The following is a 15,860-nucleotide window of genomic DNA, read 5'->3' as shown; positions in this document are numbered from 1 at the left end:
TTTTAAAACGATAGACACAGTAAACTTCCTGGCTATCAGCATATAGTCGATTGGGAAAAGGTAATAGGGACATTAGTTGTGCAGAAATCCCTGCATGGCATCAAGTTGTTGCTGCAAGTATTTTATATCTGCCGCATTGGAAGCAAGCTTTATCGCACGCTGATAAGCTTTGGATGCCTGATCATGCAGCCCTAACTGCTTTGCAAATTCTGCCTCTGTAGAATAGAGGATATGATATGAAGATAGCTTTGGGTCATTGCGTAAATTCATAAGAATTTTCAACGCCGTCCCGGGCCCGTCTTTCATACCTATTGCAATAGCGCGATTCAATTCAATCACGGGCGAATTATGGATAGACAACAGTAAGTCATAATATCCAACAATCAAATCCCATCGGGTGCTTTGCGTTGAATCAGCCACGGCATGAACAGAAGCAATCGCAGCCTGAAGGCTATATATCCCCAATCGGCCAGACATCACAGCCTGATGAATAAGCCCCCGACCTTCATCAATCATTTTTTGATCCCATAGAGACCTATCCTGATATTCCAGTGGAATGATATCACCTTGATTGGTCATTCTCGCGGCCTGACGAGATTCTTGAATCAGCACCAGTGCCAAAAGACCGTAAGTTTCAGAAGAAGGTAATAATTCGACCAGCTTTCGAGACAGATAAAGAGCCTGATACACCAAAGCTTGCCGATTTTGGTCTTTGGAATGAAGAACAGAATAAGCTTCGTTGTAAATCAGATAAATAACTTGAAGGACAGTATTCACACGTTCATCAAGATGATCTTTATCCGGAATTTCATATGGTATTTTTTCGTCTTTAATCAGGTTTTTTGCTCTGGAAATTCTCTTTTTTATATTCTCTGGCGTCGTCAAAAACCCACGAGCTATTTCTTTTGTGCTTAAGCCACATAACTCTCTCAAACTAAGAGAGATACGCGCTTCCATAGATAATCGAGGATGACAACAAAGGAAGATCAACCTTAGTTGATCGTCATGAACCAAATGTTTTTCGATATATTCAGCTTCCAGATCAATAGGTTTCCCTGCCTCGCGATGAAGATGAAGATCTTTCAGTAAAGTTTTGCCATGATCAGATCGCCGTATTGTATCAATAGCTTTAAATTTACCAGCAGATACCAACCACCCGTAAGGGTTATCAGGAATACCGTTTTGTCGCCATGTCACCAATGCGGCCGAAAAACTTTCCTGCAGAGTTTCTTCCGCCAGATCAAGATCGCGGAATATCCTCACCAGAGTAGCCAAAACACGACCAGACTCTGATTTGAATATCTTTTCTAGATCACTAACAGCAACACTTCGCATTGTCATAAAGTCAGTCGTAAGACAGAAGAAGATTGAAATTCTTTAGATCATAGACCGCGAGTCTCATACTGACCATCACTCGCCAAGAAAAAAGGCAGTCCATTTGGACTGCCTTTCTCGCACGATACATTGGCACATATGAAAACGACCTTATACAGCGTCGTTCATCAGATTACGCAGTACGTAATGAAGAATACCGCCATGGCGGAAGTATTCGACCTCATCGGCGGTATCAATGCGGCACGTTAGTTTGATATTTTCAACAGAACCATCTGGACGGCTGATACGACAATCAACATCCATTCCCGGCGTAATACCATTCTCGATACCAGAGATATCAATCGTTTCATCACCTGTAATTCCCAGCGTTTCGCGGGTTACACCATCTTTAAAGACAAGTGGTAGAACACCCATGAACACAAGGTTGGAACGGTGAATACGCTCAAAACTTTCAACAATAACAGCCTTAACACCTAATAAACGAGTACCCTTGGCGGCCCAGTCACGGGAAGATCCCATGCCATATTCCTTACCGCCAAAAACAACCAACGGCGTTCCGTCATCTATGTACTTCATGGCAGCATCATACACTGGCATAACTTCGCCCTTGTATTTAGAGAAGCCGCCTTCTGTCCCCGGGACCATTTCGTTTTTGATACGAATGTTGGCAAAGGTCCCCCGCATCATAACTTCGTGGTTACCACGACGAGATCCGTAAGAGTTGAAGTCAACCGGACGCACTTGATGACCTGTCAGATATTCCCCGCCAGGACTATCAGCTTTGATCGCACCCGCAGGAGAGATGTGGTCAGTTGTGATATTATCAGCGAGAACGAGTAACGGGCGAGCGCCAGCGACATCACTGAAATCATCAGCTTCTCTACTCATCCCTTGGAAGAATGGCGGATACTGAACATATGTACTTTGATCATTCCAGTCATAAGTCAGACCAGTCGCAGTTTCGATTTCTTTCCACTGCTGAGGGCCTTCAAAAACGTTGTCATAACGCTCTTTGAACATTTCCGGTGTTAGCGCAACGTTAGAAATTTCCTGTATCTCCTGTGAAGTCGGCCAGATGTCTTTCAGATAAACATCCTGACCATCTTTACCTTGACCAATTGGATCGTTCAAAAGGTCAATTGTCACGTTTCCAGCCAAGGCATACGCAACAACAAGAGGCGGCGACGCCAGATAGTTCAAACGTGTCTGCGGGCTAACCCGGCCTTCAAAATTACGGTTACCGGACAGAACTGCCGCAACTTGTAACTCTTTGTTATCAATTGCTTCTATATGCTCATCCGCAAGCGGGCCAGAGTTCCCGATACAGGTCGTACAACCATACCCAACGAGATCAAAACCAATTTGATTGAGATAATCCTGAAGCCCAGCTTTTTCGAGATAATCAGTCACAACCTGCGACCCGGGTGCCAATGATGTTTTCACCCAAGGCTTCGAAGTTAGGCCCAGTTCAACAGCTTTTTTCGCCACAAGGCCTGCACCAATAAGCACAGAAGGGTTCGACGTGTTGGTACAACTGGTAATGGCTGCAATCATCACATCGCCATTACTCAGTTCATAATCTTTACCTTCAACAGGGGATTTATCACCTGCCTTATCACCCAAAGCTTCCTTGATCAGCTCAATAGATTTTGGTGCAAGATTGCTGAGTGAAATACGATCCTGTGGACGCTTTGGTCCAGCGAGACTAGGCTCGACAGTAGAAAGATCAAGTTCAAGTGAAGACGTAAAGATCGGATCCGGGGTGTTTGTTTCCCGCCACATACCTTGTGCCTTGGCATATGCTTCGACCAAGGCAACACGATCAGCATCACGACAGGTAAAGCTCAGATACCGGATCGTTTCTTCATCAATCGGGAAGAAACCACAGGTCGCCCCGTATTCCGGCGCCATGTTTGCGATTGTCGCCTGATCAGCCAACGTCAAATTATCAAGACCTGCGCCATAGAACTCAACGAATTTACCAACAACACCATGGGCACGAAGAATTTCAGTCACGGTCAAAACCAAGTCCGTCGCTGTTGTTCCCTCTTTCATCTTGCCCGTAAGTTTCATACCGACAACTTCTGGAATCACCATAGATACGGGCTGTCCCAGCATTGCAGCTTCCGCTTCGATACCGCCGACACCCCAACCAAGCACGGAAAGACCATTGACCATAGTTGTATGGGAATCAGTCCCCACCAAAGTATCAGGGTAGGCAATCGTCGCGCCATTCTCTTCTTTGGTCCACACTACCTGTGCAAGATTTTCAAGGTTCACCTGATGGCAAATACCTGTTCCGGGGGGGACAACGCGGAAATTATCAAAAGCCGTTTGCCCCCAGCGTAGGAAAGAATAGCGTTCTCCGTTACGCTCAAACTCCAGATCAACGTTTTTCTGGAATGAATCTGCACCGCCGAATGAATCGACCATTACAGAATGATCAATAACGAGATCAACAGGAGAAAGAGGGTTGATCTTCTTCGGATCTCCGCCCATTTCAACCATTGCCTGGCGCATAGCTGCCAAATCAACTACAGCTGGAACCCCTGTAAAGTCCTGCATAAGAACACGTGCGGGGCGATAGGCAATTTCACTATCTGATGTACGGTTTTTCAACCATCCGGCCATCGCTTTGATGTCATCAACCTTAACACTGCGATCATCTTCAAACCGCAACAGGTTTTCTAACAAAACTTTAAGGGAAAAAGGGAGACGGGAAATATCACCGAGTGTCTTGGAAGCTTCCTCGAGGCTATAATAATCATATGTCTTGCCATTTGCGGTGAGCTGGCGACGGGTATTCAGGGTATCCTTACCAAGAGCCAATTTATTCTCCTCTTGCTGGTATGCTTCTCTCCAGATGGGGCTTTCTTCTGTTCATCTATAACAAGACCACTTGTGATCCAATAAATAACCAAGCCTTCTCATCTACTTGTATTCTGCTTATTTAAGTTAGCTCTTTAGAGATAAAAATCAATATATGCTGCAACGCAAAAATAAGAATAAGTTAAGTTTACTATTATCATTCACTAATAGTAATGAAGTTAATTTCTTCTCTTGAGCTTACAGTAGGAGGAACATTTAAAAGTATCTACACGCACTTCTGTTTAGGTTAACGAGAATTATCAAAATGATCTTTAATTTTTGGGCATCTTTCCAACGCAAGTTTATCTCGCGATACAAAGTGCTCCTCTTAGCTGTAACAGCTATCATAGCCGGGAGTTATTTTATTTTCCATGACTCAAAACCATTTCACCAACAAGGAATAGCCAACACCAATTCTGCTTCTGATATAAATAGTGTTTCGAATGGTATCAGCGGAGAAAGTTTATATTTGCAGAACTGCGCTTCTTGCCACGGTATAACGCTTGAGGGGGAAGCCAACTGGCGGAGTCCAAAAGCAGACGGATCTTTACCTGCCCCGCCTCATAATCAAGATGGACACACTTGGCATCATCCCGATCGCTTATTGTTTCACATAACCAAATTCGGTGGTACATCGATTGCACCCAAAGGATTTAATAGCAACATGCCAGCCTTCGAAGGCGTGTTGAGCGATAAAGAAATAATTGCGGCTCTGGAATTCATAAAAAGCAAGTGGCCGAATGAAATTCGCCAACGCCAGAAAAATATAACAGACAAAGATACTGCAGCCCTATCCCAGTAAGTTTTGTCCCAGTAAGTTTTGTCTGATAAATCTGCCCGATGAATTTACCCATAGGCTTGATGCGCAAACCTCTATGACCTCTCTTGACATAAATCAAGGATCACATGCGGGTGTTCAGTTATTTCATAGCTTATGAAAACAGAGATCATACAAAAATACGACAAAGGGGTTCCTCGATATACGAGCTACCCCACGGCCCATCTCTTTAAGCCTGACTTTGAGGACAGTACTTATGTGGACTGGCTGCAGGCTATTCCAAAAGAGATGCCGCTTTCTCTGTATTCTCACATCCCCTATTGCGATAGCCTCTGCTGGTTTTGCGGGTGCCACACCAAGATCACCCAAAAATATAAACCAATAAAAGAGTACATGGGATCTTTACAAAAAGAGATCCTGATGACCGCAACTGCTATGGGACGAGGCCGCCCAGTTAACCATATGCATTTTGGCGGCGGCAGCCCGACAATTCTGGAACCGGAAGACGTCAAAGAACTCTTCCAGACATTCAATGACGCCTTCTCGTTTACGGGTGATGCAGAGATCGCCGTCGAAATTGACCCGCGGGATATCAGCCAGGAAGCAATCAGAGCCTGGGCACAGGGTGGGGTTAACCGTGCAAGTCTTGGCGTACAAGACGTTCAGGATAAAGTACAAAGAGCCATCAATCGCATCCAGCCAATCGAACAGACCGCAAAGGTTGCCAAATGGCTGCACGAAGAGGGTGTGCACGGCATCAACATGGATTTAATGTATGGCCTTCCCTATCAAACGGTTGAATCAGTTTTAGAAACCATTCGTCAGGTCATGACCATGGCCCCGGAACGCATCGCTCTCTTTGGCTATGCGCACATACCGTCATTAAAGCCTCACCAACGTCTTATTCCGGAAGAAGTCCTCCCTGACTTCAACGAAAGATTTGAACAACAGGAAGCAGCCGCAGAGCTATTGCAAAGTTATGGTTTTGTTAGGATTGGGCTGGACCATTTTGCGAAACCCGACGATCCTATGGCTGTTGCTTTTAAGAACGGTACACTTAGACGTAATTTTCAAGGTTATACGACAGACAAGGCAGACGCGATGATCGGTTTTGGCGCATCTTCAATCGGTGCCCTTCCAAGCGGCTTTGTTCAGAATATCGTTGCCATCAGAAACTATCGGGCCGCGATTGACAGTGGAAATTTTGCCGTCGCCAAATCCATTCCCTTCAAAGGTCAGGACAAATTGCGGGCCGCGATTATAGAGCAACTTATGTGCTATCATGAAGTTGACCTCAATGATATCTGCGATAGCTTTCAAAGCTCAATCGATGAGTTTGACTACGAAATCAGAGCTTTAAAAAGCTTTATCGATGATAAAGTTGCACGATATCAAGGTGGTGTTATTTCTGTAGAACATGATGCCAGAGCCTTGGTCAGATCCGTCTGCGCCTTGTTTGACGAGTATCATGGATCAAGAGAGATGACTTACTCGCAAGCAGTTTAAACAGCCAAGAGATTTTAACACCAGTTTGGCAGCTAAAACTGCGCGCCTCTGTCACATATCACAATAGATGCATTTTAAATATACTATAAAGGAAATTTCGAGGACCAAGGATATTATGATTACTGCAAGTTCACCTTTCTGGCGGGCAGGTTTCAGACCATTTTTCACTGCAGGAGCCTTATATGCCCTGACTGTCTTGTCACTATGGATTATGATACTTGCAGGATTTATCGACTACGATACGCATATTGCGCCATCTCTCATCCACGGGCACGAAATGATCTATGGCTTTGGTGTTGCAGCCATTGCCGGATTCATATTAACAGCCATGCCCAACTGGACAAACACAGCCCCTTTATCTGGCAAACCACTGATCACCCTCTTTAGTCTTTGGCTCCTTGGTCGATTATCCCTATGGGCGGGAACATCTCTCCCCTATAGTCTTCTCGCCACTATTGACCTCATGTTTCTTCCCGTACTGTCAATCTACACTGCGAGAATACTCATTAGAACAGGCAACAAACGAAATCTCATGTTACCTGCTATCTTTATGGTCCTCGCCCTATTTAATCTGTGTTTTTATCTCTCAGAAGCAGGTATCGCCCCACATTCCTCGCGGACCATTCTGGAAGCAGCTATATCTCTTCTACTGCTGTTGATTACAATCATCGGGGGGCGCATTGTTCCTGCCTTCACGAGAAACGCCCTCACAGCCAAAGGAGAAAACGTAACCATAGGTGCGCCAGGTAAACTCAGCATCTTATGCATCGCTGGCACTGCAGCAATGATGATTGGCGACCTATTCATCGCGGATAGTTGGCCGGACCCCTTTGCCTATTTCTGCGCAATACTCGCAGGGTTACATCTCGCCCGGCTATACTTCTGGAAAGGCTGGATGACACTTTCTGATCCCTTACTATGGGCAATGCATGTAGCTTATCTCTGGATACCCATTGGACTTGCTCTAAAAGCTTACGGTTTTGTCACCTATGGTTACTTTTGGGAAGGCGCCCTCCACGCATTGACCGCCGGTGCCATTGGCACAATGATCCTGGTTGTCACTGTCAGAGCCGGCCTTGGCCACACCGGCAGCACCCTCAAAACAAATTCATATCTAACAACCGCGCTTTGTGTGTTAACACTGTCAGCTATATTCCGCGTCACCCAATCTTTTATTGATAACCATTTTTCTGAACAGTTACTTTACCTGTCTTCGCTTCTCTGGATCTTGGCCTTTGGCCTCTACCTCACCAACTTTTTACCTTTGATGACCCGTCCAAGACTAGATGGAAAACCGGGTTAAACAGCTTTTGTTTTTCGCACCTCTGAAACCGCACGCGATACAGCCAAAACAAACAGAGAAAAAATGACCGGAAACCCAATCTGAACACCAAAATTTTGCCCTATACCGGCAAGAATTAACGGCGTCACGAACCCGCAGACAAGAATGGTTTTTTCCCAAGACATCCCTCCCTTTTCGGCCATATCCATCGCAAGTAAAGCAATGGGAATTGCAAGCAACGTCATCTCGTAATCAAAGAGATAAGGGAGGATCAATAGTATCGCCGGAATAAGGGCGGCAAAAGCCATGTTCGTTGGACCACATCGATACCAAAGCCACATCAAAACACCCACAACACCAGACGCCATTCCCCAGTGCATTACGTAAGCAAAATGATCTGCAAAACCAATCATTTTCAATGTTATATATAGGCTCGGCATTTTTTCTGAAAGCAAGCCCCCCTGGCCCATTAGGGATTTAACCACAGACATATTCTGGAAGAATATATCCCATAGCTCCCAACCAAACACGGTTAAAGACAGCCCAACAAAAACACCTGTTGTTACGGCAGCAGACCAAAAGACTCTCCATTGCTGGGAAACAATGAGAACCAGTGGAATAAGAACGCCCAATTGCGGTTTAAAGGCAAGCAACCCAATGAAAACACCAGCAAGAACTGGTCTTGAACGGAAGCAAACGATTGCACAGGCGAGCAACCCGGTACTTAACAAAGAATTTTGCCCATGTACCATTGTCAGATACACCGCAGGATAAGCAATAATGAGTAATATTGCATAGCGATGTTGGAATAAACGCTTCAGCGAATAGACGTAAAAAAGAAAACTGCCCCCAATAAACAAAAAATACGATGCTAAATACGGGATCGCGGCAAGAACTGTTGTCAACAACATAAAGGTCGGCGGGTAATGCCACAAAAACACTGCGTCATTCCCTGGAACGGCCAATTGTTGTATTTCAACAATTCTTTCGCGGATGAACGCGGCTTCGGGCACACCTTCAAGAGCAAGATACCCCGCAGACCAAAAGGTAATAAAATCATACCCAACAGGACTGTTGGTGGCATCCAGCATGTTGTCGACAGAAGATATCAAGGCAATTGCTCGGAACAAACAAATACCCAAAATAAAGCAAACGTATAAACGAAGTCGATCCGGCTCAAAAACAGCTAAGGATAAGTTAGAATTTTTTGCCTCTTTAAATTTTGAATTCAAAACACGCCCGTTATTTGCCACTCTATGAATAAGAAAAATTAACTTAGAGATGACAAATAAAGATTAACAAATAAGCATCTTATGTAGCCTTCGGCATAAAGGGTAACAAATGTAGCACTTTGACAAAATTGTTATTAAAACGGCTTCCAGTTCTAATGTCTTAAGGCCTCTTTTTGACCTTGACGATCCAAAGAAAAATCCAGAACAGGATCGACCGGGGACTGATTGACGGTTTTCTTTGTCCAGTCAGATTTTTTACGCACCAATTCTGCGGCACCAACGTTCTTTTCGCCCATCAATGGATTTTTCAGGCGTGCATAGGTGACACCATCAACGTGTGATTTATAAATATCGGTTACGATCCAGTCCTGCAAAAAGCGTGTCCGCTTTGAATAGACATCACCAACAACGGGTAATTTTTCTGGCGTTTTTTCCTTCATAGAGCACCTTTGTAGTTCATATTTGAAACAATGACAGTCGCTCGAAATTATGAAGGATCTTCGACCACATCAAGGTCAACTGCAGGCACCGAGGGGCTTAACATATAATTGTCACCTCACGGACACAAATCAGACTCAGCACCACTGTTTTCGCTCTTTGAAATCAAATGAAGGCATTAAAAAAACCCGCCATAAGCGGGCTTTAAAAACAGGCAAAGAATTACCGATGAATTATTACGCTGGTGTTTTACGAAGCCAATCCGACCCGCGGCGCGTCAACTCAACAGCACTAACCGATTTATCTCCAATATTTTTATTACGGAGTCGGGCATATTCCAGCCCATCAATTGTCGATTTATAAACCTCGACAACCTCCCAATCTTGGTACGATGCGTGCCTTTTAGAAAAAATATCACCAATCTCAGGCATATGCTCGAACTCTCTCATAAACCATTCTTAAAACTATTCTCAAGATCTATTCAGGGATTGATACTCTGCTGACCACGATGGATCAAACGTTAAGATAAAATTTATCTAAAAAAACAGAAAAGATTCAATTCCGGAACAATCTGAGAACACTCCCCCACAGAGCTAACCAAGCTACAGAGTTAACTTAATGATTAAGGAAAGTATGCACGCAATATGATTATTTTAAGACAATCACAAAAATAACATTTTAAACGCATCGTTCTTAGCTTCATTAACCCAGTTTATATTACCTCAGTCTGCATCGCCTATAGTTATTAACCGGGCCTGTTGCTGAATAACCGTTTATCCACACTGACCAACAGAAAGAACATCATCTTTCAAACAGTCTTCAAATCGCATAAGAAAGGCATCGCAGATGTCTTGATCATGAGCAATTGACATATAAAGCTTGGTTCCCATTGGGTTAAGAAAAATACCTCGTTTGAAAAGGCCCAGCATCATGGCGCGCCCCTTCTTTTTGTCACCTGAAGCTGTGGAACGATAATTGAAAACCTCTTGATCTGTAAAAACGATCTGGGCCAAAGGACCATCACCGATTACTTGTGCAGGCTCTCCAAGATCACCAAGAATACGTCTGAGATTTGTACGAAGATATTCCCCAGTTTCAAACAACTTTTCATAAGTGCCCGGCAAGCGATAGACGGAAAGTGCTGCATTGGCCGCCGACGTTGATATAGGATTTCCACCTAATGTCGAAGCCATCCAGACATAATTATCCTGTCCGATGTAATGTTCGTTAACATGATCCATGATATCCGCACGCCCCCCAAACGCACCAATAGGATATCCACCGCCCAAGGCTTTACCATAGGCAACCAGATCAGGGATCACACCGTACTTCTCCTGTGCACCGCCATAAGCTAATCTAAAGCCTGTTACAACTTCGTCAAAGATAAGTGGAATATCGTGCTTGTCACACAGAGTCCGAATACCCTCTAGAAACCCAGGGAATGGTGGTGTACAGCGCTGTAGTGGCTCCATTAAAACCCCGGCAATATCATCTGCATTCCCGGTTATAATCTCTTCCGTTGTTTCCAGATCATTATAGGGGGCGATCAAAAGATTTTCCGAGGCCATTGGCACCCCTGCGGAAGTGAGTTCCGGTGTTGGAAAAGCCAAATTCTTGTGCGGGAAGAGAGAAGTAACCCCAGCTTCGTTCGCCCCATGATAAGCACCTTCAAACTTCAGGATCATTTTCTTCCCCGTAAAAGCTCGTGCCAATCGCTGGCAGTACATCGTTGCTTCGGTTCCCGATGCGCAAAAACGTAGTCGATCAACAGCCGGGGCTATTCTTTGAATTTCCTCAGCTAGTTGCAGTGCATGATTATTCAGATAAGCGAAGTTTGATCCTAATTCTGCTTGCTTCTGAACCGCATCAACAACCTCTTCCCGAGCATGACCAACCAAACAAGATCCCCAGCCCATGGAAAAATCCAAATACTCTTTCCCTGAACTATCCCAAAGCCTTGCCCCCTTCCCTTTAGCAACCTCAATAAGTGATTCAGGGGGAAACCCGAACTCACCGTTAGATATACCTGCAGTAAAAACACTCAAGGCTCTTTTCTGAACGCTGTTGATATCCATTTTGGTAAGATCCATTTCGGCTTCATTCATGATCCCATTCCTCTTCTGCTTTCCACTTAGTCCGTTAATCGCATCCCGAAGGCGAACCTTACGAAGACCTCTCTATTGGCATAAAAGTTACAGTGATTGAGAACAATTTAATAAAGCGCGAAAATGTTCTCAGGAAAATTTACTTCACGAAGTTCTGAATAAAATAGTTTCAAACCAATTTGTTTTATCCTCTATCATGACCCTTTAGATCTTATGCCTTTAGATTTTATGATAGAGTACCTAACATCATCTAGCTTTCACCGGAGCGCGGCATGTTTTACAGGATGAACTTAAGTATCTGGCTTTCTCTTTTGGCGGTTTTATTTACCGTTGACCAAACCAGGGCTGAAAATTCTGATGTCTTCAAAAGTGAAAAAGAAACATTTGAACTGGAACAGCTTGCAGACGGGTTAGATCATTCTTGGGGCATGGCCTTTTTACCTAATGGGGCCTTGCTCATCACGGAACGGGAAAAAGGTTTAAAACTCTATCATGACAAAAGCCTGCGCGACATTTCACTGGATAGCTTTCCCGAGGTCAGAACACGAGGACAAGGCGGCTTGCTGGATATAACGATTCATCCCGCATTCGAACAAAATCAACTGATCTATCTCACCTATAGCCACCCCCTCAAAAAAGGCTCCACAACAGCACTTGCAAAAGCCCGATTTGCTGACCAAAAGCTGCTTGATCCGCAGACGATATTTATTGCAGACACCGGATCGACAACATCGAAGCATTATGGATCGCGCATCGAATTTGACAATAACGGTGATCTGTTTATGACAATCGGGGACCGAGGAAATCGCCACAATGCCCAAAAACTGAATTCTCACGCCGGAAAGGTTCTAAGGTTAGACGACCAAGGGCTCCCCGCTGCGGATAATCCTTTTGCCCAGAATGATGCTGTTTTACCTGAAATCTATTCCTATGGTCATCGGAACCCACAGGGGCTCACTCGACACTATCTGACGGGTGAAATGTGGGTAAGTGAGCACGGCCCACGTGGCGGCGATGAAATAAACCGATTACAGGCCGGCGTAAATTATGGCTGGCCGATCATAACCTATGGCAAGGAATATATCGGGGGCTCCATTGGCGAAGGCACCCATCATCCGGAAATGCAACAGCCCATACACCAATGGACTCCTTCAATTGCCCCGGCAGGAATCACCTTCTATTCAGGCGACGCGTTTCCCAACTGGCAAGGAAACCTGTTCACAACAGCTTTAAAATTCAAGCTTTTGGTAAGACAAGAATTGCAAGATGGTAAAATCGTGCACGAAGAAAGACTGCTGGAAGAAGAGGTCGGACGTATTCGGGCTATAGAACAAGGGCCTGATGGTTTGCTCTACATATTAACTGATGCAAACAATGGCGCGCTCTATCGCCTCAAGCCTCCCAACACGTAAACACCTCTTATAGATCATATATCTTTTAAGCTGATACCCCGATCCCAATAAGGCTCGCTACCAAATTTTCCTTCCAGAAAATCGATGAAGGATCTGGTTTTTGCTGGCAAGTGCTCTCTATTTGGATACAACGCATAAACTGCAGCACTGGGGAGTTCGAAATCTCTGAGAATGGGGATCAACTCACCCGCTTTCAGCTCATCTGCAATGTCCCATGTAGATTTGATTGCAATACCAATACCTGCTTTTGTGGCGTCCCTCAGGATTTCGCCATTGTTTGTTTCCAGGTTGCCTTTGACCTTTACATCAATCTGCCCTTCGGGCCCCTTAAAGTGCCAATGATCGTGCACACCGCCGGGATAACCAAGAACCAGACAGTTGTGGTGAATAAGATCTTGAGGATGTTCTGGCACACCTTCCTTCGCCAAATACTCTCGTGATGCACAAACGACACGTCTTGCCGGACTCAGCTTCCTTGCGATCAAGCTGCTGTCCTTTAGCTCCCCAGTTCGTATTGCGAGATCAAAACCGGATTGGACCATATCGACAATTTGATCCGTTAAACTCACCTGAATAGACACATCCGGATATTGTTTAAGGAACTCCGGTAGCAAACGAGATATATGTTTGCGCCCAAAAGACGAAGGAGCTGTAATTTTCAACGTCCCCTTTACATGCCCAGCCAAACCGGAAAGCGCGGCTTCGGCATCTTCGATATCTTCAAGGATAGATTTACAACGAACATAATACCCTGCCCCCTCATCCGTCAGGCTTAAACGCCTTGTTGTCCGGTTAAGTAAACGTACATCCAGGCGTTCTTCCAGGTTCGCAATTCGCTTGCTGACAACTGCCGCAGACAGGTTAAGCCTTCGCCCCGCGGCGGTCATTCCGCCTGCGGCCACGACTTCGACAAACACGGTCATATCACTGATTACATCCATAGTATTATCAAAATAAACGATATAATCCTTATCCAACAAGACCTATTATCATTTATCATGATTTCACATATCTTAAGATCAAGGAAGAATGCTGATAAAGGACGAGACAAATGAAAAACATGACACAGAACAGCAAAGATTTCGATTTGGCCGCAGCGGACATGAGCGTTCACTTTCAGACCGCGCGTAAAATCAGATCTGCAGAAGCACACAAATTGTTCAAGGCTATCTTTAACTCTTTGTCATCGCCTGTAAGCAGTTGGAAAACTCGTTATATTCTTGCTCTTTCCAGAACAGCCTAAAGAACATAAAGATCAGAATCTCTAAATCACAAATAAAACAACCTTAAGACGTATTTGTTTTTGATTTCTGCATAAAAATTAATTATTATTTAATTTTTATGGGGCCTACTACAATCATAAATTGATTTCAACTAGACTCACCAAGCGTTCTCAGTACCGTACCCCAATATTTGTACCGTGTTTTGAAGCACTCTAATTTTGCAGAAATAAATAGCTGTACACAAGAGAGTTTCACCCAAGCGCATCTTACCCCGATGCTCTTGATGCAGAGACACTGCTGATGTGATTTATACGTCTTCCCCCATGCGTCTCGGCATCTCCACTATGCCAATCGGTCCCCCGCCGATTGGCTTTTTTTTGCTCGGTTATTTATAACGCATTATCTTGCATGAAAGAACATGTCCGTCGCCCCGTTTGGACGGTCCATATCCTGTTTTGTTCGTATGGTCCGGAAAATGGTTAATGGACTTTTATATTCACGGCCCATCTTCGCCATCATCTGGCGTTTATAATAAAATGCCCCGTGATTACCATCTATGTTTCTATAAACGGAGTTATCGGCAGCTTTTGAACGGGTCAAAGTTTTTTGCTGAGCATTCATTTCACCCTCCTGTAAAAACGTGCATGTGGTAGTATAACACAAAACAAAATTCGGCCTCGAGTCCATCCCCTGCATCAGCTCTCCAAACCAATCTCAGGGATAGGAGAACAGCTATGCTTGATATTACAGTGTTCGCTGCTCATACTGACGGGAAGATGTAATGCAAATACAACCTATACAGATCATTAACAATTATCCCCCGGATTTGTCGCAAAGTTGAAACACTCATCAGCAACAATTCTTAGCAGGGACTAGAAAGGAGGCTGCTTTTCACGAATAGTTAAAATGAGGAAAAATAACGTTCAACAATAACTGCCTGATAACAATGGCAGAGAAGAACAGGGTAGATCGTCATGAAGATGGAAGGGCAACAACTTATCCCCGCCCCACAGCAAAAGGTGTGGGAAGCCTTGAATGATCCAGAGATATTAAAAAACTCTATTCCCGGCTGCGAAACAGTTGAGAAAACATCAGACACCGAGTTTCAAGCAAGCATGACGGCCAAGTTTGGCCCGGTAAAAGCCAAATTTAAAGGGCAAGTAACACTTTCAGATTTGAACCCACCAAACAGTTACACGTTATCAGGCGAAGGTAAGGGTGGTGCAGCCGGCTTTGGTAAAGGAGAAGCAAAAATTTCTCTGCAAAGCCAGGACGGGCAAACGCTACTCAATTATTCGGTTAATGCCAAAGTCGGTGGAAAACTGGCTCAAATTGGATCTCGTCTGGTTGATTCAGCCGCAAAAAAAATGGCGGATGATTTTTTTCATGCCTTTTCTCAAAACGTGAGTACAGATGTGGATGAAACCACAACAGATGTTCCCACGGAAAGCCCGCACGAAGCCAGTAATCCAAGCGAAACAGTAAAAAATAATTCCGGGAACACCGTTCTCTACATCACACTTGCGGGCGTTGCTATAGCTGCCTTCGCTATCTACGCCTTGAATTAACGCGCGTGGGCAATACACCACGCCAACGATAGACCAAGACAAAAAGAGTTCAAAAAGAACCAGACCTTTCAGATCGCGTTGCACGGATAAAGTATGCCATTGCAATGCTCTAT

14 protein-coding genes are annotated in these 15,860 nt (G+C 44.6%); 6 read left to right on the top strand and 8 right to left on the bottom strand.

What is annotated here, in order from left to right; genetic code table 11:
• Positions 1–72: 72 nt before the first annotated feature.
• Together BKB51_RS17135 and acnA are read right to left on the bottom strand one after the other, a co-directional pair.
• Positions 73–1,341 carry an RNA polymerase sigma factor gene (locus BKB51_RS17135; protein ID WP_085902345.1) on the bottom strand — a complete coding sequence of 423 codons (1,269 nt, stop codon included), beginning with the start codon at positions 1,339–1,341 and terminating at the stop codon, positions 73–75.
• A 144-nt stretch (positions 1,342–1,485) separates the two neighbouring features.
• Positions 1,486–4,164 carry an aconitate hydratase AcnA gene (gene acnA / locus BKB51_RS17130; RefSeq protein ID WP_085902344.1) on the bottom strand — a complete coding sequence of 893 codons (2,679 nt, stop codon included), beginning with the start codon at positions 4,162–4,164 and terminating at the stop codon, positions 1,486–1,488.
• A 304-nt stretch (positions 4,165–4,468) separates the two neighbouring features.
• Between acnA and BKB51_RS17125 the strand changes: the two genes are divergently transcribed.
• The 3 genes from BKB51_RS17125 (at position 4,469) to BKB51_RS17115 (ending at position 7,790) form a co-directional block, all read left to right on the top strand.
• On the top strand, positions 4,469–5,005 hold the full coding sequence (locus BKB51_RS17125; protein WP_085902343.1) for a c-type cytochrome: 537 nt from the start codon (positions 4,469–4,471) through the stop codon (positions 5,003–5,005).
• A gap of 132 nt (positions 5,006–5,137) precedes the next feature.
• A complete protein-coding gene (hemN, locus tag BKB51_RS17120; protein ID WP_085902342.1) occupies positions 5,138–6,487 on the top strand; it encodes an oxygen-independent coproporphyrinogen III oxidase in 1,350 nt (449 codons plus the stop codon).
• Between the two features lie 115 nt (positions 6,488–6,602).
• Entirely contained in the window at positions 6,603–7,790 is a 1,188-nt protein-coding gene (locus BKB51_RS17115) for an NnrS family protein (protein WP_158090266.1), read from the top strand.
• Here the strand turns inward: BKB51_RS17115 and BKB51_RS17110 are convergent.
• From BKB51_RS17110 to BKB51_RS17095, 4 genes are all read right to left on the bottom strand, one after another.
• The gene (locus BKB51_RS17110) at positions 7,787–8,899 is read right to left on the bottom strand and encodes a glycosyltransferase family 87 protein (protein WP_125911864.1); all 1,113 of its coding nucleotides are present in this window, start codon (positions 8,897–8,899) and stop codon (positions 7,787–7,789) included. The genes BKB51_RS17115 and BKB51_RS17110 overlap by 4 nt on opposite strands.
• 254 nt (positions 8,900–9,153) lie before the next feature.
• Entirely contained in the window at positions 9,154–9,441 is a 288-nt protein-coding gene (locus BKB51_RS17105; RefSeq protein ID WP_085902339.1) for a hypothetical protein, read from the bottom strand.
• A gap of 234 nt (positions 9,442–9,675) precedes the next feature.
• On the bottom strand, positions 9,676–9,870 hold the full coding sequence (locus BKB51_RS17100) for a hypothetical protein (RefSeq protein WP_085902338.1): 195 nt from the start codon (positions 9,868–9,870) through the stop codon (positions 9,676–9,678).
• 342 nt (positions 9,871–10,212) lie between these two features.
• Complete coding sequence (locus BKB51_RS17095) at positions 10,213–11,544, bottom strand: aspartate aminotransferase family protein (RefSeq protein WP_085902337.1); 1,332 nt, start codon at positions 11,542–11,544, stop codon at positions 10,213–10,215.
• Between the two features lie 284 nt (positions 11,545–11,828).
• Between BKB51_RS17095 and BKB51_RS17090 the strand changes: the two genes are divergently transcribed.
• Entirely contained in the window at positions 11,829–12,956 is a 1,128-nt protein-coding gene (locus BKB51_RS17090) for a PQQ-dependent sugar dehydrogenase (RefSeq protein ID WP_218044073.1), read from the top strand.
• Positions 12,957–12,970: 14 nt separating this feature from the next.
• Here the strand turns inward: BKB51_RS17090 and BKB51_RS17085 are convergent, their stop codons facing one another.
• Complete coding sequence (locus BKB51_RS17085; RefSeq protein WP_085902335.1) at positions 12,971–13,897, bottom strand: LysR family transcriptional regulator; 927 nt, start codon at positions 13,895–13,897, stop codon at positions 12,971–12,973.
• 110 nt (positions 13,898–14,007) lie between these two features.
• Here BKB51_RS17085 and BKB51_RS17080 point away from each other — a divergent pair, with 110 nt between their 5' ends.
• A complete protein-coding gene (locus tag BKB51_RS17080) occupies positions 14,008–14,199 on the top strand; it encodes a hypothetical protein (RefSeq protein WP_085902334.1) in 192 nt (63 codons plus the stop codon).
• A 379-nt stretch (positions 14,200–14,578) separates the two neighbouring features.
• On the opposite strand, the gene BKB51_RS17075 is transcribed toward BKB51_RS17080, so the two are convergent.
• On the bottom strand, positions 14,579–14,800 hold the full coding sequence (locus BKB51_RS17075; protein WP_085902333.1) for a hypothetical protein: 222 nt from the start codon (positions 14,798–14,800) through the stop codon (positions 14,579–14,581).
• A gap of 353 nt (positions 14,801–15,153) precedes the next feature.
• On the opposite strand from BKB51_RS17075, the gene BKB51_RS17070 reads away from it, so the two are divergent.
• The gene (locus tag BKB51_RS17070) at positions 15,154–15,747 is read left to right on the top strand and encodes an SRPBCC family protein (RefSeq protein WP_085902332.1); all 594 of its coding nucleotides are present in this window, start codon (positions 15,154–15,156) and stop codon (positions 15,745–15,747) included.
• Positions 15,748–15,860 lie beyond the last annotated feature (113 nt).

The sequence above is a fragment of the Kiloniella majae genome, assembly GCF_002118315.1.
Taxonomy (GTDB): domain Bacteria; phylum Pseudomonadota; class Alphaproteobacteria; order Kiloniellales; family Kiloniellaceae; genus Kiloniella; species Kiloniella majae.
This window is presented reverse-complemented; position numbering and strand designations above follow the sequence as displayed.